Below are 22,179 nucleotides of genomic sequence, written 5' to 3'. Positions count from 1 at the left end.
CGCGTTAGCGCGAAGGCACCTCCAGGTCAGGCAGGTAAACCTTCCCGCCTGCCGCGAGGAACTCCTCGCTCTTTTCTCGCATCCCGGCCGCCATCTCCGCCAGGGCTGCCTGGGATTCAGCCGAGCCGTACTCATCCCGGATGTCCTGGCTGATCCTCATGGAGCAGAACTTGGGGCCGCACATGGAACAGAAGTGGGCGGTTTTGGCCGGCTCGGCGGGCAGCGTTTCGTCGTGGAAGGCTTCCGCAGTGACCGGGTCCAGGGACAGTGCGAACTGGTCCCGCCAGCGGAACTCGAACCGCGCCTTTGACAGGGCGTCGTCCCGCTCATGGGCGCCGGGGTGGCCCTTGGCCAGGTCGGCGGCGTGGGCCGCGATCTTGTAGGTGATCACACCCGTCTTCACATCGTCCTTGTTGGGCAGGCCGAGGTGCTCCTTAGGCGTGACGTAGCAGAGCATGGCGGTGCCGTAGCGGGCGATCTCGGTGGCCCCGATGGCGGAGGTGATGTGGTCGTAGCCGGGTGCTATGTCCGTGACCAGCGGTCCGAGGGTGTAGAACGGGGCCCCCTTGCAGAGCTCCTGCTGGCGTTCCACATTCTCCCGGACAAGGTGGAACGGTACGTGGCCGGGTCCTTCCACCATCACCTGCACGTCGAATTCCCAGGCGCGCTGCGTCAGTTCAGCCAGCGTATCCAGCTCGGCGAACTGGGCGGCATCGTTGGCGTCCGCCGTCGCTCCCGGGCGCAGCCCGTCGCCGAGGGAGAAAGCGACGTCGTATTTGGCGAAAATTTCGCACAGCTCGTCGAAGTGGGTGTACAGGAAGTTCTCCTGGTGATGCGCGAGGCACCAGCCGGCCATGATGGAACCGCCACGGGAAACGATGCCGGTGACACGGTTGGCCGTCAGCGGCACGTAGCGCAGCAGCACTCCGGCGTGGATGGTCATGTAGTCCACGCCCTGCTCGCACTGCTCAATCACGGTGTCACGGAAGATCTCCCACGTCAGCTTGTTGGCCTCGCCATTGACCTTCTCCAGCGCCTGGTAGATGGGCACCGTGCCGATGGGGACGGGGGAGTTGCGGATGATCCATTCACGCGTGGTGTGGATGTCATCGCCGGTGGACAGGTCCATCACGGTGTCGGCTCCCCACTGGGTTGCCCACTGCAGTTTGTCCACTTCCTCGGCGATGGAACTTGTCACAGCCGAGTTGCCGATATTGGCGTTGATCTTGACCAGGAAGGCCTTGCCGATGATCATCGGCTCGGATTCCGGGTGGTTGATGTTGTTGGGGATGATGGCGCGGCCCGCCGCCACTTCGCTGCGGACCAGTTCCACGTCACAGTTTTCGCGGAGGGCAACGAACTGCATTTCCGGGGTGATGACACCCTGCTTTGCGTAGTGCATCTGGGTGACTGTCCGGCCGTCGACGGCGCGGCGGGGCACCGGCTGTGCTCCCTTCCACTCTGCGGAGGCTGCGCCGCGGCGGACTGCCGACTTGCCGTCGTCGAGCAGGTTCCGTTCCCGGCCGCTGTAGGGCTCGGTGTCGCCACGGGCCGCGATCCATTCCGAGCGGAACGGGTCCAGGCCCACTACCGGATCACTTCCAGGGCCGGCGGTGCGGTAGGTCCGGAAAGGGCCGTTCGCCTCGCCGTTGGGCGATGGTTCCAGCGCAATTTCCGTTACCGGAACCCGGATTCCGGTGGCCTCGTCACTGATGAACGCCAACGAATGGGATTTCAGCGACTGGGTTTCAGTGCCGGCTTTCCCCTTGGCCGTCTCATTTTGGGCAGCAATCAGCCGTGTTTCTGGTGTACTCAATGAATACTCACTTCCTTCGCCGGCATTACCCGGACAGGTTCAACGGTCGCAGGCTGCGTCAGCCTGATCTCAGCCCCTGCAAGGGCTCCCGTGTGGTCTAGATGAAGCTACCACAGGTGCGGGAGGGCACTCCTGACCGTGACGTGGGCGGGCTCTTCCGCGGATTAGGCTGTTGCCATGGCCGGAATCATCGAATTCAGCGGAACAGTGCTCACCGGACCGAATGAGGAACGGCGGGGCCTCTGGTCCGTCGACGGCCGTCTCACGTTCCACAGGCCCCCCACGTCCCCCGATGCTGTGCTTGGGGGCTGGGTCCTTCCCGGGTTCGTTGATGCCCACTGCCACGTTGGCCTGGGACCCGGCGGCGTCGTCCCGGATGCGATGGCTGAAGAACAGGCCCGCACCGACCGCGACGCAGGCACGCTCCTGGTCCGTGATGCCGGGGCGGCAAGCGACACGCGTTGGCTGCAGCAGCGTCACGACATGCCCAGGCTTATCCGCGCCGGGCGGCATATTGCCCGGTCCCGGCGCTACCTGCGGGATTTCGCCGTCGAGGTGGAGCCGGACGGCCTGGTGGAGGCCGTGCGGAAGCAGGCGAGGGCCGGCGACGGCTGGGTCAAGCTCGTGGGGGACTGGATTGACCGCGACGCCGGAGACCTCGCACCGTCGTTTCCCGACGCCGTCGTCCGCGATGCCGTGCAGGCGGCCCACGACGAGGGCGCACGGGTGACCGCGCACTGCTTCGCCGAAGCCACCCTTGACCAGATGCTCGACGCCGGCATCGACTGCATCGAGCACGCCACTGGATTGCTGCCCCGGCACGTTCCCCGGCTCGCCGCCCAGGGTGTCCCCATCGTTCCGACGCTGATCAACATCGACACCTTCCCGGACATCGCCCGCCAGGCCGAAGCGAAATTCCCGCGGTACGCCGAGCACATGCACGCGCTGTGGGAACGCAGGTACGAGCGCGTGTACGAAGCCTTCGCAGCGGGTGTGCGAATCTATGCCGGGACAGATGCGGGCAGCGTCATCCGGCACGGACGGATCGCCGACGAAATCCTGGCACTGCACCGGGCAGGCCTCCCTCCTGCGGCGGCCCTGGATGCTGCTTGCTGGGGTGCGCGGACGTGGCTCGGCGCTGAGGGGATCTCCGAGGGTGCCAGCGCCGATGTGGTGTTGTGCGGGGAAGACCCCCGGCGCGTCCCCTCCACTGTCGCCACGCTCCGGCACGTCGTGTTGCGGGGCGAGGTGATCCGCTGACCGTTGAAGATCACGCATCGTACAGCTGGGAATAAATTGAAGCTTCAAGTAATTTAGAAGAGTAGAGGCCTCCGAGATCCGGCGGCCGTTGGACCGGGAGTTTTCGATGACCGCAGAATCCACCAGCCAGGACCTTCTACCTGCCGAGCTCACCATGGGCACGGTGATGCTGAAGGTCGGCGACATGAAGCTCATGACTGACTACTACCAGCGCGCACTGGGCCTGGACGTGGTGGCCGAACAGGACGGTGGCCTCTACATGGGCCGGCTCGGAAAGCCGCTAGTGCATCTGGCCGCCGCCCCCGGGCTGACTCTTCCTGGCAGGGGCGAGGCCGGGCTGTTCCACACGGCGCTGCTCTTTGAGGACCAGGCGGCACTGGCGGCCACAGTCGCTACGGCGGCCCAATATGAGCCCCGCTCGTTCACGGGCAGTGCGGACCACTTGGTCAGTGAAGCCTTCTATTTCAACGACCCGGAGGGCAACGGCATCGAACTCTACTGGGACCGGCCGCGCAAAAACTGGTCCTGGAATGGAACGGACGTGGTCATGGACAGCCTGGCACTGCCTCCGCAGCGCTACCTGCAGGAGCATCTGACCCAGGAATCCGTTGAGGGCCAGCAGCGGACGGCCGCCGGGGTGGGCCACGTCCACCTCCAGGTAGGCGACGTCCACACCGCCCACGATTTCTATGTCGGCACGTTGGGGTTCGAGAAGACGGCGGGCTGGCATGGCCAGGCGCTTTTTGTGTCCGCCGGGCGCTACCACCACCACATGGCCATGAACGTCTGGAACAGCCGCGGCGCCGGTCCCCGGAAAGATACCCTCGGCCTGGGGGAGGTGCTCATTGAGGTGCCGTCCGGAGACGACGTCGGCGCACTTGCCGATCGGCTGAAGGTCGCGGGGGTTCCCAGCCACCATACGGGGGCCGAGTTGCGCTTCGAGGACCCTTGGCGAAACAGCATCCGGGTCGCTGTGCGCTAAGCCGGGTGCGGCGGCCCGGAGAGCAAGGAGCCGTGTACTAGGCTGATTCCGAACGGCCGGGGCAGCTCTGCAGCTGCCTGCCAGAGCCGCACCGTCGACGGAATGAGGGCGATTCCCATGGGCTTCACCGAAATCTTTGTTTCAACCCACGACGCCGCGCTGAAGCGTGCCGGGATACTGGACGACGGCGGTTCCCCCGCCACACCCGGCCTTCGGATTCCCGGGATCAGTGACTTCGAAATTGAACAGCTCGGGGACCTCGCCGGCGCGGCCGTGCATGCCGGTGGTGCGGACTATGAACTGGCCATGGTGGATGTGGCCAGCGATTCACTGCTGGGTGTTCCGCCCGCCATGGTCCGGGCGCTCGCTGAGCTGCTCAGCTATGAGACCGAGGGGGAGGGCAATGTACTCGACGACGTCGCCGAAAAATGGGCGGCCCAGGACGACATGCCATTCGGGGCGGCCGAAGCCAGGAAATACGTGCAGCAGCTGGCAGAGCTGGCCAGTGGAATCGAGGATGCCGACCGCACCGGGCTGTACGTCTGGTCATCCTGAGCAACGTGGGAGCATCGCAGGTGTCCGGCGGATCGGTCCCAAGTCGAAATCCGGGCGCTGATCTGGCACAATAAACAGGTACTCGATCTGCGTGGCCCCTCTCTCCGCGTCTGGATCCTGTCCTTCGAACCCTCAAGTATGGCCCGCCCCACGGGTGCAGAACGCCGGGTTCACCCCTTTTCTGAAACAGGAGTGACCACAAAAGTGGCCGTAAAGATTCGCCTTAAGCGCTTTGGCAAGATGCGCGCACCGTACTACCGCATCGTCGTTGCGGACTCACGCACCAAGCGTGATGGCCGTGCAATCGAAGAAATCGGCAAGTACCACCCCACCGAAGAGCCCTCATACATCGAGGTTGACTCCGAGCGTGCCCAGTACTGGCTGTCCGTCGGCGCCCAGCCGTCCGAGCAGGTTGCCGCGATCCTCAAGATCACCGGTGACTGGCAGAAGTTCAAGGGCCTCCCGGGCCAGGAAGGCACCCTGAAGACCAAAGCTCCGAAGGCTGCCTTCGTTGCTCCGGAGAAGGGTTCCGTGATCATCCCGGAAGCGATCACCAAGAAGTCCAAGCAGTCCGACGCCCCGGCCGAAGCCGAAGCCGAGACCACCGAGGCTGAGTAGATTGCTGGCTGAAGCGCTCGAACACCTGGTCCGCGGAATCGTTGATTCCCCGGAAGACGTCAAGGTCACCTCGAAGAACAACCGCCGCGGGGACACCCTCGAAGTGCGCGTTCACCAGGACGATCTCGGACGGGTGATCGGCCGCCAGGGCCGCACGGCACGCGCACTGCGCACCGTTGTGGCGGCACTGGCTGACGGCGAGCCGGTAAGGGTCGACGTCGTCGACACCGACCGCCGCCGCTAAAGCGCTCGGCAACATCAGTTTTGCTCCGGCCCTTCCACCAACGGTGGAGGGGCCGGAGTGCTTTCACCACAACGCCTAACCCCAGCACAACCACGAACAGAGGACCAGATGCAGCTTCAGGTGGCACGAATCGGCAAACCGCATGGAATCCGCGGGGAAGTGACGGTCCAGGTGCTGACTGACGCCCCGGCGGACAGGTTCGTTCCCGGCACCGAGTTTGTGGTGGAACCTGCCTCGGCCGGCCCGCTCACTGTTGAAAGTGCGCGCTGGAACAAGGACATCCTCCTGCTTGCCTTCGAGGGAATCGAAACCCGCAACCAGGCCGAGACCCTCCGCGGCGCCAAACTGTTTATCGAAACCGAAGAGCTGGACGAGGACGACGACGAAGGCTGGTACGAGCACGAACTGGTAGGACTCGAGGCCCGGGTCGGCTCGCAGGTGGTGGGCAAAATCGCAGCCCTGCACACCATGCCCGTCCAGGACCTGCTGGTGGTCGAAGCCCCGGACGGTAAGGAAATCCTGATCCCGTTCGTGGAACAGATCGTGCCCGAGGTCAACGTCGCCGAGGGGTTTGTCCTGCTGACGCCGCCTGATGGCCTCTTTGACATCAACACCGACGAAGCCGGTGCGGCCGGGCCGGAGGACAACGCGTAGATGAGAATCGACGTCGTCAGCATCTTCCCGGAATACCTGGCGCCCCTGGAGCTGTCCCTCATCGGCAAGGCCCGCCAGGACGGCCTGCTGGACCTTCGCGTCCACGACCTGCGCGACTTCACCACGGACAAGCACCGCTCGGTGGATGACACACCCTACGGCGGCGGTGCCGGCATGGTGATGAAGGCAGAACCCTGGGCGCAGGCCCTGGCCTCCGTGGCCGCAACGGGTGGAGACAAATCAGCCAAGCCTGTGCTGATCGTCCCATCGCCGGCGGGGGAGCGCTTCAGCCAGGCACTGGCGCATGAACTGGCCGAAGAGGAACAGCTCGTCTTCGCCTGCGGACGCTATGAGGGCATTGACGAGCGCGTCATCGAATGGGCGGAGGAACACTTTACCGTGCGGCCCATGAGCCTGGGCGACTACGTCCTTAACGGCGGCGAAGTGGCCGTACTGGCCATGGTGGAGGCCATTGGCCGCCTGCTGCCCGGCGTCGTCGGGAACCCCGAGTCCCTGGTGGAGGAGTCCCACTCGGACGGGCTGCTCGAGTACCCCGTTTACACCAAACCCTCCGTCTGGCGGGACCGGGAAGTGCCGGAAGTGCTGCTGAGCGGCAACCACGGCAAGATCGCCCAGTGGCGCCGCCATGAGCAGTTTCGGCGGACGGCTGAACGCCGCCCTGACCTCCTGGAAACTTTCGACGCCGGGAAGTTACCCCGCGCGGACCGGACTGCTCTCGCCGACTTGGGGTACGACGTCGTCGACGGCCGTCTCCGGCCGCGGCCTGACGCGCCCAACTGACGGCGCCGCCCCGCCGGCGCCGATTGGCTGTAAGCCGCCGGATGTGGCAAAATTAGTCCTTGTGTCTGCTGGGTCCGCACCTGCCACAGGGGGAGCGCAACCAACAGCGGGACACCCCGGTGCCGCCAATCAGTGGCGGAACCGGACCACAAAACTTTCGACGGCAATTTCCGGCTCGCGCAAGCGCCTCCGGGCTTGGCCGCCGTGACCCAAAGTGAATGACCTGTGGCGTTCACCAGGAGTGGAATTATGCATATTCTCGATTCCGTAGATGCAGCCTCGCTGCGCACCGACGTTCCTGCGTTCCGCGCAGGTGACACCCTCAAGGTGCACGTGAACATCATCGAAGGCAAGAACTCCCGTGTCCAGGTATTCCAGGGCTTCGTCCTGGGCCGCCAGGGCGACGGCATCCGCGAAACCTTCACGGTCCGCAAGGTCTCCTTCGGCGTCGGTGTGGAGCGTACCTTCCCGGTACACTCCCCGATCATCGACAAGATCGAGCTCGTCAGCAAGGGCGACGTCCGTCGCGCCAAGCTGTACTACATGCGCGCCCTGCGCGGCAAGGCCGCAAAGATCAAGGAAAAGCGCGACTTCACCACCGCCAAGTAAGTCCCCCCGGACCTACAAGGCAGGGCCACAGCCGTACCAGGCCAGCGCCGGAGCCAACCGCCACAGCGCCTCAGGATACGGATTCATGGACCAGACAAAACGCCAGCCCAGAAGAATGGGCTGGCGTTTTGCGTTCCTGGCACTCCTGCTTGCCGTTGCCATCAGCGGACTCATCCGCTCGCTGTGGCTGGATGTCTATTACATACCGTCCGAATCCATGGAGCCGCTTTTGCAGGGCGGAGACCGCATCCTGGTCTCGAGGACGGACTTCCAGACGGAACCCGTCCGCCGTGGTGACGTCGTGGTCTTTGACGGACGGGGCTCGTTCGCCCCGTTGAACAGCGGGAAGGGGCCCCTGGCGGATGCGGCGGCGGCCGCCGCCCAATGGATTGGGCTCGTCGGAAGCGACACTACCTACGTCAAGAGGGTGATCGGCGTTCCCGGAGATACTGTGGTGTGCTGTGACACCGACGGAAAGATCACCGTGAACGGTGCGCCGTTGGACGAACCGTATCTCTTCCCGGGGGATGTGGCCAGCCGGCAGGCCTTCACCGCCGAAGTGCCGGAAGGGCGGCTGTGGCTGCTCGGGGACCACCGGTCCCTGTCCGCCGACTCCCGCAGCCTGCTTGGTGCCCCGGGCGGCGGAATGGTGCCGCTGGACAGGGTGATCGGCCGGCCCGTCCAGATAGTCTGGCCGCTTGATAGATTTGCTGCAGTAGCACGGCCGCAGCAGGCAGGACCAACAACAGAGGACGGACAGTAGATGCCCGAGAACCACGCCCGGATCCCCGATCCTGGCCATGACGGCGGCCCTGAAGCCCCCGCCGCCCGTGCTGCTGCCGAATCCGACGCCGCTGCAGCCGTTCCCGAATCCGCGCCGGCTAAAGCCGAGGGAGGCGCCCCCGCCAGCCCGGCCGCCGGGAAGCACTCTTCTGCTCCCCGGGCGGAGCCTTCGGCGCCGGGCCCCCTCTTTGTCTGGCTGAAGGAAATCGCCACGGTGGTGGTGATCGCTGTGGTGCTCTCATTCCTGATCAAGACTTTCCTGTTCCGCGCGTTCTACATTCCGTCCGAATCCATGGTCAGCACCCTGGACGTCAACGACCGTATTTTCGTCAACTTGCTCGTTCCCGAACCTTTCGCCCTCTCGCATGGCGATGTGGTGGTCTTCCGGGACACCCAGGGCTGGCTGGCTGCCGCCCCGGAGAAGACTGAGGGGCCGTTCACCTGGGTTCAGGACGGCCTGACATTTGTGGGCCTGCTGCCGGACGACTCGGAGCAGCATCTCGTCAAGCGCGTCATCGGACTGCCCGGAGACCACGTGATCTGCTGCGACGCCGGCGGTAAACTGACCATCAACGGAGCCCCGGTAGACGAGAGCTACGTCAACGCCGCAGAAATCCCGGAGATCCGCAACTTCGATGTCGTTGTTCCGGAAGGAAAGGTATGGGTCATGGGCGACAACCGCAACCACTCGGCCGATTCACGCGCCCACATGGAAGCCAACGGCGGCTTCGTCAACCTCGCTGACATCGAAGGCAAGGCGGCCGTCATCGCGTGGCCGTTGAATCGCATCAGCGTCCTCGACAACTACCCGGACGTCTTCAAGAACGTGCCCGCTGGAGGCTGAGGATGTCCGCAGCATTACCCCTCGCTCCAGCCAAGGCTGCTGCGCGGCCTGCCACCGGGCCACGTTCCAAGGCCCCCACCCTGCGCCACGAACGCACCTTCAAAGCCCTCGGTGCCCGGTACCTGGCCGGCGTGGACGAAGTGGGGCGCGGCGCACTGGCCGGGCCCGTGAGCGTGGGAATCGCCGTCGTCGACCTCCTTGCCCAAAAGCCGCTCGCGGGGGTGCGGGACAGCAAGCTGCTCAGCCCCGCAGAACGGGAACGCCTGGAACCGTTGGTACGCAAGTGGAGCGTGGCTTCGGCGGTAGGGCACGCCTCGGCGGCGGAGATCGACGCGCTGGGCATCATCGCCGCGCTCCGGTTGGCAGGTACCCGCGCCTGGATGGACGTCCTGGCCACAGGAATCACCCCCGACATCGTGCTCCTGGACGGCAGCCACAATTGGCTCTCACCGGCTGAGCAACCCTCACTGTTTGATGAGGCCCCGAGCGACGCCGGCTGCGCCGCGCCCGTCCATACCCGCGTGAAGGCAGACATGCAGTGCCTGAGCGTGGCGGCCGCCAGCGTGATTGCCAAGGTCGAACGTGATCAGCAAATGCGCCAACTGCACGCCGAATTTCCGGATTTCGGCTGGGACATCAACAAAGGCTACGCCACGTCCCTGCACCGCGATGTCCTCCGTGCCGCAGGCCCCACGCCTTATCACCGCGTGAGCTGGCGGCTGCTTGGCGGAGAACTCTGACGCCTGCCCTTCGCCGTGACGCCAGCGCCGCGCTCAATGGTGCAAGATGGAAGCATGAGTGCCGAGGATCTTGAAAACTATGAAACCGACATGGAGCTTCAGCTCTACCGTGAATACCGCGATGTCGTCGGGCTGTTCAGCTACGTTGTCGAGACCGAACGGCGTTTCTACCTGGCTAACCACGTGGATCTCCAGGCCCGCAGCGCCGACGGCGAAGTCTACTTTGACCTGACACTGCAGGACGCCTGGGTATGGGACGTCTATCGCTCAGCCCGGTTCGTCAAAAGCGTCCGGGTGCTGACCTTCAAGGACGTCAACGTCGAGGAGCTTCCCCGCAACGAGGAACTGGCGTTGCCCAAGGACGTTGACCTTGGCAACTGACGCCCCCGCTTCACGGCCTGCCAGAAGCCCTGCCTGATCGCCACTTGTCCTCAACACCCCCGGCGGCCGGCCGGGTTGCCCACATAGGCCAATAGGTCCCTGTCCTCCGCGGTCCTGCTCCTGCAGGCTGGTTTGCGGAGGTAGCAATGAAATCCAAAGACCTGTTAGGCAGGCGTGGCGAGGAACTCGCCGCCGTTTATCTTGAATCGCTGGGCATGCTGGTGGTCGATCGGAACTGGCGGTGCACCGAGGGCGAAATCGACATTGTCGCCCTGGACCGGGACGCCCTGGTGATCGCCGAAGTGAAGACACGCCGCTCGCTCGACTACGGCCATCCTTTTGAGGCTGTGGGGGAAGCGAAGCTGGCGCGGCTCCACCGCCTGGGTGCAGCCTGGTGCCGCGAGAGCGACGTTCGGATGCCGCTGCGGAGAGTCGATGTCATCGCCGTCCTGGACGACGGCGTTGGCGAACCCGTCGTGGAGCACCTCAGGGGAGTGGTGTAAATGACTTTGGGCCGCACCTACTCGGTTGCCCTCGTAGGGTTGAACGGGTACATCGTCGAGGTCGAAGCCGACATCGGACAGAGCCTCCCTGCATTTATCCTTCTCGGCCTGCCTGATGCTGCGCTCAACGAGGCGAAGGAGCGCATACGCTCGGCCACCAAGAATTCCGGGATTCCGCTGAGCCGGAGAAAAATCACCGCTAACCTGATCCCGGCCTCGCTTCCCAAGCGTGGTTCAGGCTTCGACCTCGCAGTCACCATGGCAGTCCTGCGTGCCGCGAACGACATCAAGCCAACCGAGCGCACTGTCTTCATAGCCGAACTAGGGCTGGACGGCCGGTTACGGCCGGTGCGGGGCATCCTTCCGGCAGTGATGGCGGCGGTGCAGGCAGGATATCCCGACATCGTCGTGGCTCAGGCAAACCTGGCCGAGGCCGCGCTGGTACCCGGCGCCAACGTCAGAGGCTACCGGACCCTTGCCAGGCTGGCACTGGACTGCGGCGCCGACCCGCAGGAACTGGTGCTGGACTTCGAACCCGACGACGCTCCAGATCCCAACGGGACGGAGGCAGGCTACGAAGCCGTTCCCGACATGGCCGACGTCTCAGGGCAGGGTGACGCCAGAAGGGCCCTTGAAGTGGCCGCCGCCGGTGCGCACCATCTGCTGCTCACCGGACCGCCGGGCGCCGGAAAGACCATGCTGGCGGAGCGGCTGCCAGGGCTGCTCCCGGATCTCGCCGACAACGAGGCCATGGAAGTCACCGCCATTCATTCACTCTGCGGGTTGCCTTCCTCTGCTGTACAGCTCCTCCGCAGGCCACCGTTTGAGAACCCGCATCATTCCGCCACTGCGGCCGCAATCATCGGAGGCGGATCAGGACTGCCGCGGCCAGGAGCCGCATCACGGGCCCACCGTGGTGTCTTGTTCCTTGACGAGGCCCCTGAGTACGAACGCCGGGTCCTAGATGCCCTTCGGCAGCCGCTGGAGAGCGGGGAGCTCGTGATCCATCGCTCCGCAGGGACAGCCGCGTATCCTGCCAGGTTCCAATTGGTACTTGCCGCCAATCCATGTCCCTGCGGAAAGGCCTCGGGTAAGGGCCTGGACTGTACGTGCACGCCCATGATGCGGCGCCGCTACCTTGCCAGGATGTCTGGACCCCTGCTGGACCGGGTGGACATCCAGTTGCAGGTGGAGCGTGTCTCCTTGGCGGACTTCGGCCAGGGCGGCATGGAAGAGGACACCGCTGCGGTGGCGCAGCGGGTGCGTGCCGCCCGCCGCAGGCAGTCCGAACGGCTGCACCCCCTTGGCCTGGAAACCAATTCGCAGGTTCCTGGCCGGATCCTGCGAGGCGAGCTCCGACTCCCGGCGTCATCGACCCGCATCCTGGACAACTCCCTGGAGCGCGGCGTCCTGACGGCGAGAGGCTATGACAGGGTGCTGCGGCTCGCATGGACCCTGGCCGATCTTGCCCATCGTGACAGGCCGGACCTCAATGACATTGGACAGGCCCTGGGCCTGCGGCAGGCTGCCTCGGCAGTGGCATAGGAACTGGACATGGACAACGAACGGATAACCCGTGCCTCATTGTCGCGGCTGATGGAGCCGCAGGATGCGGCAGGACTCGCGCTGGTCAAAGCAGCTGGAGCCACCGACGCGCTGCGGATAGCCACTGGCCAACTGGCCGCCGGACCGGCACTGGAACAGGAAATCACGGCGTTGCTGGCGGACAACGGAGCAGGAACCAGCTGGGCTGGGATGGGGGCGGCCCTGAAACGCTGGGCCCCCAGGATTCCGGACCTTGCACCCGAGCGGGATTTGGCTACTATGGCCCGCCTCGGAGGCCGGCTGATTGTCCCCTCCGATGAGTTGTGGCCCGCGCAGTTGGCGGAGCTCGGACTCCAGGAGCCCATCTGCCTGTGGTGGCGCGGCCTGGAACAGCCGCTCCCGGATGTTTCCCGGTGCGTGGCGCTCGTGGGCTCACGGGACAGCACCAGTTACGGCGCGTCCGTCACGGGCGACCTCGCATACTCGTTGGCCCAGCGTGGCTTTACGGTTGTGTCCGGCGGGGCCTACGGCATCGATGCCCACGCCCATCGTGCCGCCCTTGCCGGGGGAGCCGGCGCGGTACCCACCATCGCCGTGATGGCTGGCGGTGTGGACCGGTTTTATCCTTCCGGGAATGAGGACCTGCTCCGGGCGGTCTGTAACCAGGGAGCCGTCCTGGCCGAGGTTCCCCCGGGGTCGGCCCCAACCCGGTACAGGTTCCTTCAGCGTAACCGGCTAATCGCGGCACTTTCCGCTGTAACGGTGGTGGTCGAAGCGCGCTGGCGGTCCGGGGCCCTGAATACAGCCCATCACGCAGAGACCCTGTGCAGGGCTGTCGGTGCGGTTCCGGGATCCGTTCATAGTGCCAATTCGGCGGGGTGCCACCGACTGCTCCGGGACGGCGGGGCTGTCTGCGTCACAGATGCCGGTGAGATAGCTGAGCTAGCCTCACCGAGCGGCGAAGCCGTTCCGGAAGCCCGGACGGGACGCGCAGCAGAGCACGACGGCCTGACCCTTGAAGATCTGATCCTTCTTGACGCCTTGCCGCTCAGGTCCTCAACTTCTGTGGACAAACTATGTTCTGTTGCAGGGCTCAGCCAGGAATCAGTGCGGGCCGGCCTGGGAAGACTGGGACTCCTCGGACTGGCCCTTTCTGAACGGGGCGGGTGGAAGCGTGCCAAAGGGTCAGCCTAGATTGCTGTGTCCGGCCTTTATCTGCGAACAAATGCTGGGAGAGTAAGCATGTGGAGATTCAGGAATTGCCGCCGGCCCTTGCGCGGGCAGCCGAAGCCTTCGGCAAATATTTGGCGGGGGAGCGGGCCAGGTCCGAGCACACCGTCCGTGCCTACCTTGCTGACGTCCGGAGCATGCTGGCATACAGCGCGTCCGAAGGCGTTACTGACCTGCCCGGCCTTGAACTTGGCACCCTGCGGCGGTGGCTTGGTGTCCAGAGCGAGGCGGGGGCCGCCCGCTCCACACTCGCCCGGAGATCGGCTACGGCGCGGTCTTTCACTGCCTGGGCACTCCGGGAAGAACTCATCAACGAGGATCCCTCGCTTCGGCTGAAGGCCCCGAAAAAGGAAAAGTCCCTGCCCGGTGTCCTGCAGGCCCAGCAGATAACGAGGCTGCTGGCCAAGCTTGAGGAGGCTGCCCTGGAAGGAGCGCCGCTCGCCGTGCGCAACCGGGCCATGGTGGAACTCCTTTACGCTACCGGCATTCGTGTGGGTGAACTGGCCGGCATGGACGTCGACGACCTCAACCCGGACCGCCGAACGCTCCGTGTCATCGGTAAGGGAAACAAGGAAAGAACCGTTCCCTATGGAGTTCCCGCCGCGGTCGCCATGGATGACTGGCTCCGCAGGGGCCGGCCGCGGCTGGCCCAGGACCAGAGCGGAGCCGCGTTGTTCCTGGGATCAAGGGGCAACCGGGTGGACCAGCGGCAGGTAAGGGCAGTGGTAAAGGATCTCTTCGAAGCTTTGGGCGACACCTCGGCCACGGGTCCCCATGCCCTCCGACATTCAGCGGCTACTCATCTCCTGGACGGCGGTGCGGATCTGCGGGCCGTTCAGGAGATCCTGGGGCACAGCAGCCTCGCCACGACGCAGGTCTACACCCACGTCTCCGTCGACAGGCTCCGCAAGAGTTACCAGCAGGCACATCCCCGGGCCTGAGTATGCCGTCGGCCAGTGGCGCCCTTGGTTTCGGCTGGAAATGACGCAGAGGAAGGCCCCAAGGAATTGCAGTGGCGTAATTAGGCGGCGTGCGGCACAATAAGAGTCAAGTCCGGCAACTTTCAAGTCTCGCTTGAAGCTCAGTGCTTCGTGTGTAATGGCAAGTCCGGACACAGTTACATATTCAGGCAGGGATAACCGCAGCCGGCAGGAACACGGCACAGCGCATTTCATCCAGGCAGAGGTCGTTGGGGAAGACGTACCTACAGCTATGGAGGATGGAATGTCTGTTGCAATGACCCGCGGTGTGTTGTTCGTACACTCGGCCCCTACCGCTCTGTGCCCGCACGTGGAGTGGGCCATTGGATCCGTCGTGGACAAGCGAACGGATCTTGAGTGGACCCCTCAGCCTGCTGCGCCCGGAATGTTTCGGGCCGAGCTCTCCTGGACCGGCGCTCCCGGGACCGGATCGAAGCTGGCCTCCTCACTGCGCGGCTGGGCCCATCTCCGCTATGAGGTCACCGAGGAGCCAAGCCAAGGTGTCGACGGTGGCCGCTGGTCACACACGCCCGAACTGGGGATCTTCCACGCCACGACCGATGTTCACGGCAACATCATGGTCTCAGAGGACCGGATCCGGTACGCCTACGAGTCAGGCGCAGGTGATCCCTCCGCGGTTTACCACGAGCTGTCCTTGGCCCTTGGCGAGGCATGGGACGAAGAGCTGGAGCCCTTCAGGCACGCCGCCGAAGGCGCTCCCGTGCGCTGGCTCCACCAAGTGGGCTGACGCCCCCGAAAGGTGTTACCGCCGTCGGGCATCAAAACCGTTTCCATAGCAAAAACAAGGGCCCCGCCAACCGGCGGGGCCCTTGCTTTTCACTAGGAGATGCTAGACGCTGCGTACTGCGATCACGGCATTGTGGCCGCCGAAGCCAAAGGAGTTGCTCAATGCCACAATGTTCCCGGCCGGGAGGTCACGCGCGGACGTAACGACGTCGAGCGGGATTTCCGGGTCCTGGTTTTCGAGGTTGATGGTCACCGGTGCCTTGCGTTCGTAAACGGCGAGCACGGTCAGGACAGCCTCCACGGCGCCGGAGGCTCCCAGGAGGTGGCCCATCTGCGACTTGGTCGCTGAGACTGCCACATTGTCGATGTGGTTGCCCAGGGCGGCACGGAGAGCCGTGTACTCCGGCTTGTCGCCCACGGGCGTCGACGTCGCGTGGGCGTTGACGTGCACAACGTCCTCGGCCTGGATGCGGCCGTCGAACATGGCTGCCTTCAGCGCGCGGGTAGCGCCCAGGCCCTCGGGGTCCGGAGCCGTGATGTGGTACGCGTCGGCGGTTACCGACGTGCCTGCGAGCTCGCCGTAGATGCGTGCGCCACGTGCCAAAGCGTGCTCTTCGGCTTCGAGGACCAGCGCGCCGGCGCCTTCGCCCATCACAAAGCCGTCGCGGCCGAGGTCATACGGACGGGAGGCGCCCTCGGGGTCCTCATTCCGGCGGGACAGTGCCTGCATGGAGGCGAACGCCGCCAGCGGCATGGGGTGGATGGCAGCCTCGGCGCCGCCACACATCACCACATCAGCCTTGCCGGAACGGATCAGGTCGAGGCCAAGGTGGAGGGCTTCTGTGCCGGAAGCGCAAGCAGAAACAGGGGTGTGGGCGCCAGCACGGGCACCAAGGTCAAGGCTGACGGCTGCAGCGACACCGTTGGGCATCAGCATGGGAACGGTCATCGGAAGGACCCGTCGCGGGCCTTTTTCCTTCAGGGTGTCCCAGGCGTCGAGCAGGGTCCACACGCCGCCGATCCCTGTAGCGAAGGCAACGGCGAGGCGGTCGTGGTCGATTTCGGTGATACCGGAGTCGGCCCAGGCTTCCCGGGAGGCGATGACGCCGAACTGCGTGGAAGGGTCCATGCGCTTTGCTTCGACGCGGCTGAGGACGTCGAGGGCAGGGGTACTGCAGCGGGCAGCGAAGTGGACGGGAAGTTCATACTTGGCAACCCAGTCGTCCTCCAGGGTGCGGGCACCAGAGACCCCCTTTAGCGCGTTGTTCCACATTGTGGGTACGTCGCCGCCGATGGGCGTGGTGGCACCCAGACCGGTAATGACTACTTTGCGTGTCATGGGATCACTCTCTGTCGGTGGGCAGCCCGGGTCCGGTTTCTCCGGCGGGGTCCCGCGTGTGGGATGTAGGGCAGGTGGCTGCCGGTTTGATGCGGCTGGACTGCCGGTCCGGAGTTCCCGGTCCGGCAGTCCAGCCAAGCCGCAAGCGACTGGCGTTGTGGCTAGGCCTGCGCGCCGGCGATGAAGCTGACGGCGTCGCCGACGGTCTTGAGGTTCTTGACCTCTTCGTCCGGGATGCGCACGCCGAACTTCTCTTCGGCGTTGACCACGATGGTCATCATGGAGATGGAGTCGATGTCCAGGTCCTCGGTGAAGGACTTGTCCAGCTCCACAGCCTCGGGCGCGAGGCCGGTCTCTTCGTTGACGATTTCAGCCAAGCCGGCCAGGATCTCTTCGTTGCTAGCCATTGATGGCTCCTTTTCTTGTTATTGCCGGCAGGGGCTGCCGGAAACGGTTCAGACAGCGGATGCTGCCTGGGTGGGGCGTTCCTACGGAAGGACGATTACCTGGGCGCCGAAGACGAGCCCGGCTCCGAAGCCAATCTGCAGCGCAAGACCGCCGCTGAGTCCTGGGTTTTCCTGGAGCAACCGGTGCGTGGCCAAGGGGATGGACGCAGCCGAGGTGTTGCCGGCGTCGGCAATGTCCCGGGCCACGGTGACGGTTTCGGGAAGCTTGAGCTTTTTGACCATTTCGTCGATGATCCGCATGTTTGCCTGGTGCGGGATGAACGCCACGAGGTCCTCGGCCTGCACACCGGCAGCCTCCAGGGCCTGCTGCGCCACCTTCGCCATTTCCCACACAGCCCAGCGGAACACGGTCTGCCCATCCTGACGGAGCGTCGGCCACAGGTCCTGGGCTTCTTCCAGCAGCGCGAAGTCACCAGACTCGTCCGACTGGCGCGCTGCCTGGCTCAGGGCCCGGACATCGAGCATGGACCGCGTCATGCCAATGGCGTCCCACTTGCTGCCATCTGAACCCCAGACGGACGGACCAATCCCGGGTGTGTCGGATGGACCGATCACTACCGCGCCGGCACCGTCGCCGAGCAGGAAAGAAATGGTGCGCTCGTGGTTGTCGATGACGTCGGAGAGCTTTTCCGCACCCACGACCAGGACGTATTTGGCGGCGCCGGACCGCACCAGGGCATCGCCTTGGGCAATGCCGTAGCAGTAGCCGGCGCAGGCTGCTGAGATATCAAAGGCCGGAGCCGGCGTTGCGCCCAGCCGGTCAGCCAGGCTGGCAGCCGCCGACGGAGTGGCGTAGGGGTGGGTCACAGTGGAGACGATGACGGCGCCGAGCTGGGAGGCTTCGATACCGGCCTGCTTGAGGGCCTCCTGCGCCGCCCCTTCAGCCATGTCGATGACGCTGACATCGGCCGGAGCGCGGTGGCGCGTGACGATGCCGGTGCGCTGCCGGATCCATTCGTCCGAGGAATCAATCCACTGGCAGACGTCGTCGTTGGTGACAATGATGTCCGGTCGGTAAGCGCCGATTCCCAGGATGCGCGTGTTCTCCTGGACGGGCGCCTGCTTAAGCGTGGGAACGCTCATGCGTTGCCCTCCAATTCTGCGAAGAGTGCCAGTGCGGCTGAGAGGTCATCCGGCGTCTTGACGGCAACCGTCTTGACTCCGGGCATGCCGCGTTTGGCGAGGCCCGCAAGCGTTCCTGCAGGAGCCAGTTCAATGACTCCGGTGACGCCCCGCTGCACCATCGTATCCATGCAAAGGTCCCAGCGGACCGGACGGGAGACTTGGGCAATCAGGCTGTCGACACCGGCCACGCCGCCGGTTACGTCCTTGCCGTCGAAGTTGGAGAGCAACGGAACCCGGGGATCCTGCGGCTTCAGGGTTGGTTTGAGCGCCTCAAGGGCGCTTACCGCAGGGGCCATGTGCGAGGTGTGGAACGCCCCGGCCACCTTGAGGGGAATAATGCGGGTCTTGGCGGGTGGGTTCTCTGCCAGCGCCTTGAGCTGGTCGAAGGTCCCGGCGGCCACAGTCTGGCCCGCGCCGTTGACGTTGGCCGGAGTGGCGCCGGACGCTTCAATCGCGGCCCGGACCTCTGCAGGGTCCCCGCCTATCACAGCGCTCATGCCGGTGGGAGTGACTGCCGCGGCGGCGGCCATGCTGTTGGCGCGCTCCCGGACGAAAGTCATGGCTTCCTGTTCGGTGAGGATTCCGGCCAGGGCGGATGCGGTGATTTCGCCGACCGAGTGACCGGCGAGGATCACCGGGAGGGAGCTGAGTTCGACGTCGAAGAGGGACTTGGCCGCCACCAGGCCGGCCGCAACAATAAGCGGCTGCGCTACGGCGGTGTCCTTGATGGTTTCCTCATCCGAGGTAGTCCCGTGGGCTGTCAGGTCGATGCCTGCGATTTCGCTCAGGGAGGCCAGCTGGCCTGCTACCGAAGGCAGTTCCAGCCAGGGGGCCAGAAAACCCGGGGTCTGTGAGCCCTGTCCAGGGCAGACTATTGCAAGCACGTATCCAGCTTTCCAAATTACTGTGTGATTCAGCGGTGTTTCTCTGCACCAAGCTCACGGGGTCAGGTTGTAGGAAGTCTACAACGCCTCAGGTCTGATTCCGCGCCGGATGACGCTCGGTCGGTGCTTTCGGGGGCGCCGCGAGGCGGCCCACCACCAACGCAGCCTGAAGCACAAACGCCTCGCGGGGAAGGAGTGGATCCCAGCCTGTGACATCACAGACGCGCTTCAGCCGGTACCTGACCGTGTTCGCATGGACAAACAATTCCCGGGCGGTCGCCTCAAGCGAGTGGCCCAGCTCCAGGTACGTACCCAGCGTCTCCACCAGGCCATTGGAGGCCGCCACGAGGGGACGGTAGATATTCTTGACCAGTGACCGGCGCGCCGCGTCGTCGCCGGAGATGACGCGTTCAGGCAGCAGATCGTCGGCGGCTACGGGCCGCGGAGCCGAAGGCCACGCCCTGGCTGCCGTGAGGCCGGCAAAGGCGGACTGCGCGGACCCGCTGGCTTCCAGGAGCGAACTCGCCTCCGGCCCGTAGACCACGGGTCCCGGGGCAAACATCTCGCTGAGCTTGAGGTAGGCCGTTTCGCGGTCCTGTACGCCGCCAAGAATCAAAATCAGGCGGTCGCCCTGGATTCCCACCAAGGCGTCCTCGGCGTAGCGGCCAGCCAGCCGTCGCAGTTCGCTGACATAGCTGGCACTCGGTTCTGACGGAGAATTGCCCACCATCACCGTAAACCGCTCCTGGGCCTTCCAGCCCAGGGCAGCGATGCGTGAGCGCAGAGCGTCGGTGTTTTCGCCGCGCAGGATGGCGTCCACGATCAGCGCCTCAAGCCGGGTGTCCCACGATCCGCGGGATTCAGCCGCCCGTGCGTAGACATCAGCGGCGGCGAAGGCAACTTCGCGCGAATACCGGAGCACGGCCTCGCGGAGCGATGGCTGGTCGGCCTCGGGCGCAATCACGGGGACCTGGTCCTCAACTACTTCAACCACGATCCGGATGAGTTGGAGCGCCTTCTGGAGGCTGATGGAGCGCGTGAGTTCGGTCGGGGCGGTACCAAAGACGTCGGAGAGGATCCAGGACGGCGAACTGGGTCGCTCGTACCAGGTGACAAAGGCAGCGATGCCGTTTTGGGCCACCATGCCCAGCGCGGACCGTTCGTCAGAGCTGAGCCGGCTGTACCACGGCAGTGACTTTTCGAGCTGCCGCAGGGTGGTGGTGGACAGTTGGCCCACGCTCGCCCGGAGCTTTTTCAGGGTTTCGGATTTCTCCGGAGTCATGCTGCGCGAGGTCGGCTTGCGCTTCACGGGCGGGGGAGTTGGCTCTGGCATCCTTTGAGCATACGGTGCCTGCCCCGCAAGCTCCATTTGTGCAAAGGCTACAACCGACGTGGTGGTGCGTCACAGGTTTGTCCGTCGGGTAAACGGCTGGCCCGGGAACGACGACGGCGACCCTCGCCTTTCGGTGAGGGTCGCCGTCGTCGTTCATTGCAGCTGGCTGTGGGTCAGCTGCAGGCGGATCAGGAGTCGCCCCCCGCGTTGCCTGTGGAACCGGCGTTGACGTTGTGCAGGCGGTACTTTTCGATTGCCTTCGCCGGTGCCTGTGCGTCCACTTCTCCACGGCGCGCCAGCATCTCCAGGGAACGGACCACGATGGAGTGGATGTCGTTCTTGAAGAAGCGGCGTGCTGCTGCGCGGGTGTCGGAGAAGCCGAAGCCGTCCGCGCCGAGCGAGGCAAACTCGTTTGGCAGGAACTGGCGGATCTGGTCCGGGACGGCCTTCATGTAGTCCGAAACGGCCACGATCGGTCCGGTGGCACCAGCGAGCTGCTGGGTGACAAACGGGACGCGAGCGGGCTGGCCCGGGTTCAGGAACGCTTCTTCCTCGGCGGCCATGCCGTCGCGGCGCAGTTCGTTCCAGGATGTGACGGACCAGACGTCGGCGGAGACGCCCCAGTCCTCGGCCAGGAGCCGCTGGGCTTCCAGCGCCCACGGCACGGAGACACCGGAGGCCAGGATCTGGGTCCGGGGACCGTCGATCTTTGCCGGAGCCAGCAGGTAGATGCCTTTGAGGACACCTTCGACGTCGAGTTCTTCGGGTTCGGCCGGCTGGGTGATCGGTTCGTTGTACACCGTCAGGTAGTACATCAGGTTCCGGTCAGTGGAGTCCGGTCCGTACATCCGTTCGATGCCGTCGCGGATGATGTGGCCCATTTCGTAGCCATAGGCGGGGTCATAGGTGACCACCGCGGGGTTGGTGGCGGCGAGGATGGGGGAGTGGCCGTCGGCGTGCTGGAGTCCTTCGCCGGTGAGGGTGGTCCGTCCTGCGGTGGCGCCGATGATGAAGCCGCGGGTCATTTGGTCCGCTGCTGCCCAGAAGGCGTCGCCGGTGCGCTGGAAGCCGAACATGGAGTAGAACACATAGACCGGGATCAGGGGCACGCCGTGGGTGGCGTAGGCGGTCCCGGCGGCGGTGAAGGCTGCGACGGCCCCGGCTTCGTTGATGCCGGGGTGGATCAGCTGGCCCTGCGCGGATTCCTTGTAGGCCAGGACGAGGTCCCGGTCCACGGACAGGTAGTTCTGGCCCTTGGGGTTGTAGATCTTCGCCGTCGGGAAGAAGGCGTCCATGCCGAAGGTCCGTGCCTCATCGGGAATGATCGGGGCGATGTGCTTGCCGAAGTTCTTGTCCCGCATGAGGTCCTTGAGCAGCCGGACAAAGGCCATGGTGGTGGCCGCCTGCTGCTTGCCCGAACCGCGCTTTGCCACTTCGTAGGACTTGGCGTCCGGAAGGGCGATGTCAGCGTGCTTGGAGCGGCGCTCCGGAACAGATCCGCCCAGTGCGGCGCGGCGTTCCATCATGTACTGGATTTCCGGCGCGTCCGTGCCCGGGTGGAAATACGGCGGCTGGTACGGGTCCTTTTCGAGCTGTTCGTCCGTGACCGGAATCCGCAGATGATCCCTGAACTTCTTCAAGTCGTCGAGGGTGAGTTTTTTCATCTGGTGGGTGGCGTTGCGGCCTTCGAAGTGGGGTCCGAGTCCGTAGCCCTTGACGGTTTTGGCGAGGATGACGGT

At 64.9% G+C, this 22,179-nt stretch carries 23 protein-coding genes, 1 pseudogene and 1 riboswitch; of the genes and pseudogenes, 17 read left to right on the top strand and 7 right to left on the bottom strand.

What is annotated here, in order from left to right; all coding sequences use genetic code 11:
- Window positions 1-4 precede the first annotated feature (4 nt).
- Entirely contained in the window at window positions 5-1,816 is a 1,812-nt protein-coding gene (gene thiC / locus ACFC25_RS03210) for a phosphomethylpyrimidine synthase ThiC (RefSeq protein WP_376044000.1), read from the bottom strand.
- Window positions 1,811-1,918: riboswitch (TPP riboswitch) on the bottom strand. Its footprint overlaps the gene before it by 6 nt.
- A gap of 75 nt (window positions 1,919-1,993) precedes the next feature.
- Between thiC and ACFC25_RS03205 the strand changes: the two genes are divergently transcribed.
- The 17 genes from ACFC25_RS03205 to ACFC25_RS03125 all read left to right on the top strand — a co-directional run bounded on the left by ACFC25_RS03205 (window position 1,994) and on the right by ACFC25_RS03125 (window position 15,293).
- A complete protein-coding gene (locus tag ACFC25_RS03205; protein ID WP_376043998.1) occupies window positions 1,994-3,076 on the top strand; it encodes an amidohydrolase family protein in 1,083 nt (360 codons plus the stop codon).
- 106 nt (window positions 3,077-3,182) lie between these two features.
- A complete protein-coding gene (locus tag ACFC25_RS03200) occupies window positions 3,183-4,058 on the top strand; it encodes a VOC family protein (protein WP_376043996.1) in 876 nt (291 codons plus the stop codon).
- A 117-nt stretch (window positions 4,059-4,175) separates the two neighbouring features.
- The gene (locus ACFC25_RS03195) at window positions 4,176-4,613 is read left to right on the top strand and encodes a hypothetical protein (RefSeq protein WP_337348934.1); all 438 of its coding nucleotides are present in this window, start codon (window positions 4,176-4,178) and stop codon (window positions 4,611-4,613) included.
- Between the two features lie 204 nt (window positions 4,614-4,817).
- The gene (gene rpsP / locus ACFC25_RS03190; RefSeq protein ID WP_337348900.1) at window positions 4,818-5,231 is read left to right on the top strand and encodes a 30S ribosomal protein S16; all 414 of its coding nucleotides are present in this window, start codon (window positions 4,818-4,820) and stop codon (window positions 5,229-5,231) included.
- Window position 5,232: 1 nt separating this feature from the next.
- Window positions 5,233-5,475: an RNA-binding protein gene (locus ACFC25_RS03185; protein ID WP_066292169.1), complete on the top strand. Its 243-nt coding sequence runs from the start codon at window positions 5,233-5,235 to the stop codon at window positions 5,473-5,475.
- Window positions 5,476-5,583: 108 nt separating this feature from the next.
- Window positions 5,584-6,129, top strand: a complete 546-nt coding sequence (gene rimM / locus ACFC25_RS03180) for a ribosome maturation factor RimM (protein WP_376043993.1) — start codon at window positions 5,584-5,586, stop codon at window positions 6,127-6,129.
- A complete protein-coding gene (trmD, locus tag ACFC25_RS03175; protein WP_376043992.1) occupies window positions 6,130-6,930 on the top strand; it encodes a tRNA (guanosine(37)-N1)-methyltransferase TrmD in 801 nt (266 codons plus the stop codon).
- A 249-nt stretch (window positions 6,931-7,179) separates the two neighbouring features.
- Window positions 7,180-7,539, top strand: a complete 360-nt coding sequence (gene rplS / locus ACFC25_RS03170) for a 50S ribosomal protein L19 (protein ID WP_337348897.1) — start codon at window positions 7,180-7,182, stop codon at window positions 7,537-7,539.
- An 85-nt stretch (window positions 7,540-7,624) separates the two neighbouring features.
- Complete coding sequence (gene lepB / locus ACFC25_RS03165; RefSeq protein ID WP_376043989.1) at window positions 7,625-8,302, top strand: signal peptidase I; 678 nt, start codon at window positions 7,625-7,627, stop codon at window positions 8,300-8,302.
- The gene (gene lepB, locus ACFC25_RS03160) at window positions 8,303-9,166 is read left to right on the top strand and encodes a signal peptidase I (RefSeq protein ID WP_337348895.1); all 864 of its coding nucleotides are present in this window, start codon (window positions 8,303-8,305) and stop codon (window positions 9,164-9,166) included.
- Window positions 9,167-9,168: 2 nt separating this feature from the next.
- Window positions 9,169-9,906, top strand: coding sequence for a ribonuclease HII (locus ACFC25_RS03155; protein WP_376043987.1), 738 nt, complete (start codon window positions 9,169-9,171; stop codon window positions 9,904-9,906).
- A 54-nt stretch (window positions 9,907-9,960) separates the two neighbouring features.
- On the top strand, window positions 9,961-10,287 hold the full coding sequence (locus ACFC25_RS03150; protein ID WP_056335405.1) for a DUF2469 domain-containing protein: 327 nt from the start codon (window positions 9,961-9,963) through the stop codon (window positions 10,285-10,287).
- Window positions 10,288-10,433: 146 nt separating this feature from the next.
- Window positions 10,434-10,790 (top strand): YraN family protein, encoded by a 357-nt coding sequence (locus ACFC25_RS03145; protein ID WP_337348893.1) that lies wholly within the window; start codon window positions 10,434-10,436, stop codon window positions 10,788-10,790.
- Window positions 10,791-12,335, top strand: coding sequence for a YifB family Mg chelatase-like AAA ATPase (locus ACFC25_RS03140; protein ID WP_337352111.1), 1,545 nt, complete (start codon window positions 10,791-10,793; stop codon window positions 12,333-12,335). It abuts the gene before it with no gap.
- A 9-nt stretch (window positions 12,336-12,344) separates the two neighbouring features.
- Window positions 12,345-13,529 (top strand): DNA-processing protein DprA, encoded by a 1,185-nt coding sequence (gene dprA / locus ACFC25_RS03135; protein WP_376043984.1) that lies wholly within the window; start codon window positions 12,345-12,347, stop codon window positions 13,527-13,529.
- Between the two features lie 50 nt (window positions 13,530-13,579).
- Window positions 13,580-14,506 carry a tyrosine recombinase XerC gene (locus ACFC25_RS03130; RefSeq protein ID WP_337348890.1) on the top strand — a complete coding sequence of 309 codons (927 nt, stop codon included), beginning with the start codon at window positions 13,580-13,582 and terminating at the stop codon, window positions 14,504-14,506.
- A 283-nt stretch (window positions 14,507-14,789) separates the two neighbouring features.
- Entirely contained in the window at window positions 14,790-15,293 is a 504-nt protein-coding gene (locus ACFC25_RS03125; protein WP_337348889.1) for a DUF3145 domain-containing protein, read from the top strand.
- Between the two features lie 102 nt (window positions 15,294-15,395).
- Here ACFC25_RS03125 and ACFC25_RS03120 read toward each other — a convergent pair whose 3' ends face one another.
- From ACFC25_RS03120 to ACFC25_RS03095, 6 genes and pseudogenes are all read right to left on the bottom strand, one after another.
- Entirely contained in the window at window positions 15,396-16,631 is a 1,236-nt protein-coding gene (locus tag ACFC25_RS03120; protein WP_337348888.1) for a beta-ketoacyl-[acyl-carrier-protein] synthase II, read from the bottom strand.
- A gap of 161 nt (window positions 16,632-16,792) precedes the next feature.
- Complete coding sequence (locus ACFC25_RS03115; RefSeq protein WP_009359314.1) at window positions 16,793-17,038, bottom strand: acyl carrier protein; 246 nt, start codon at window positions 17,036-17,038, stop codon at window positions 16,793-16,795.
- An 81-nt stretch (window positions 17,039-17,119) separates the two neighbouring features.
- A complete protein-coding gene (locus tag ACFC25_RS03110; protein ID WP_337348887.1) occupies window positions 17,120-18,181 on the bottom strand; it encodes a beta-ketoacyl-ACP synthase III in 1,062 nt (353 codons plus the stop codon).
- Window positions 18,178-19,107 (bottom strand): ACP S-malonyltransferase, encoded by a 930-nt coding sequence (locus tag ACFC25_RS03105; protein WP_337348886.1) that lies wholly within the window; start codon window positions 19,105-19,107, stop codon window positions 18,178-18,180. The genes ACFC25_RS03110 and ACFC25_RS03105 overlap by 4 nt, the downstream gene beginning before the upstream one ends.
- A gap of 88 nt (window positions 19,108-19,195) precedes the next feature.
- A complete protein-coding gene (locus tag ACFC25_RS03100; protein ID WP_337348885.1) occupies window positions 19,196-20,440 on the bottom strand; it encodes a helix-turn-helix domain-containing protein in 1,245 nt (414 codons plus the stop codon).
- 188 nt (window positions 20,441-20,628) lie between these two features.
- Window positions 20,629-22,179: pseudogene (locus ACFC25_RS03095) on the bottom strand (pyruvate dehydrogenase (acetyl-transferring), homodimeric type); the annotation flags it as partial.

It is taken from the genome of Pseudarthrobacter sp. NPDC055928 (genome assembly GCF_042270935.1).
GTDB lineage: Bacteria > Actinomycetota > Actinomycetes > Actinomycetales > Micrococcaceae > Arthrobacter.
This window is presented reverse-complemented; position numbering and strand designations above follow the sequence as displayed.

What these genes read in the sequence shown, in the direction of transcription:
- ACFC25_RS03205 (WP_376043998.1), top strand. Translation starts at nt 1,994, where the DNA reads ATGGCCGGAATCATCGAATTCAGCGGAACAGTGCTCACCGGACCGAAT.
- ACFC25_RS03200 (WP_376043996.1), top strand. Translation starts at nt 3,183, where the DNA reads ATGACCGCAGAATCCACCAGCCAGGACCTTCTACCTGCCGAGCTCACC.
- ACFC25_RS03195 (WP_337348934.1), top strand. Translation starts at nt 4,176, where the DNA reads ATGGGCTTCACCGAAATCTTTGTTTCAACCCACGACGCCGCGCTGAAG.
- rimM (WP_376043993.1), top strand. Translation starts at nt 5,584, where the DNA reads ATGCAGCTTCAGGTGGCACGAATCGGCAAACCGCATGGAATCCGCGGG.
- trmD (WP_376043992.1), top strand. Translation starts at nt 6,130, where the DNA reads ATGAGAATCGACGTCGTCAGCATCTTCCCGGAATACCTGGCGCCCCTG.
- rplS (WP_337348897.1), top strand. Translation starts at nt 7,180, where the DNA reads ATGCATATTCTCGATTCCGTAGATGCAGCCTCGCTGCGCACCGACGTT.
- lepB (WP_376043989.1), top strand. Translation starts at nt 7,625, where the DNA reads ATGGACCAGACAAAACGCCAGCCCAGAAGAATGGGCTGGCGTTTTGCG.
- lepB (WP_337348895.1), top strand. Translation starts at nt 8,303, where the DNA reads ATGCCCGAGAACCACGCCCGGATCCCCGATCCTGGCCATGACGGCGGC.
- ACFC25_RS03155 (WP_376043987.1), top strand. Translation starts at nt 9,169, where the DNA reads ATGTCCGCAGCATTACCCCTCGCTCCAGCCAAGGCTGCTGCGCGGCCT.
- ACFC25_RS03150 (WP_056335405.1), top strand. Translation starts at nt 9,961, where the DNA reads ATGAGTGCCGAGGATCTTGAAAACTATGAAACCGACATGGAGCTTCAG.
- ACFC25_RS03145 (WP_337348893.1), top strand. Translation starts at nt 10,434, where the DNA reads ATGAAATCCAAAGACCTGTTAGGCAGGCGTGGCGAGGAACTCGCCGCC.
- ACFC25_RS03140 (WP_337352111.1), top strand. Translation starts at nt 10,791, where the DNA reads ATGACTTTGGGCCGCACCTACTCGGTTGCCCTCGTAGGGTTGAACGGG.
- dprA (WP_376043984.1), top strand. Translation starts at nt 12,345, where the DNA reads ATGGACAACGAACGGATAACCCGTGCCTCATTGTCGCGGCTGATGGAG.
- ACFC25_RS03125 (WP_337348889.1), top strand. Translation starts at nt 14,790, where the DNA reads ATGTCTGTTGCAATGACCCGCGGTGTGTTGTTCGTACACTCGGCCCCT.
- ACFC25_RS03120 (WP_337348888.1), bottom strand. Translation starts at nt 16,631, where the DNA reads ATGACACGCAAAGTAGTCATTACCGGTCTGGGTGCCACCACGCCCATC.
- ACFC25_RS03115 (WP_009359314.1), bottom strand. Translation starts at nt 17,038, where the DNA reads ATGGCTAGCAACGAAGAGATCCTGGCCGGCTTGGCTGAAATCGTCAAC.
- ACFC25_RS03110 (WP_337348887.1), bottom strand. Translation starts at nt 18,181, where the DNA reads ATGAGCGTTCCCACGCTTAAGCAGGCGCCCGTCCAGGAGAACACGCGC.
- ACFC25_RS03100 (WP_337348885.1), bottom strand. Translation starts at nt 20,440, where the DNA reads ATGCCAGAGCCAACTCCCCCGCCCGTGAAGCGCAAGCCGACCTCGCGC.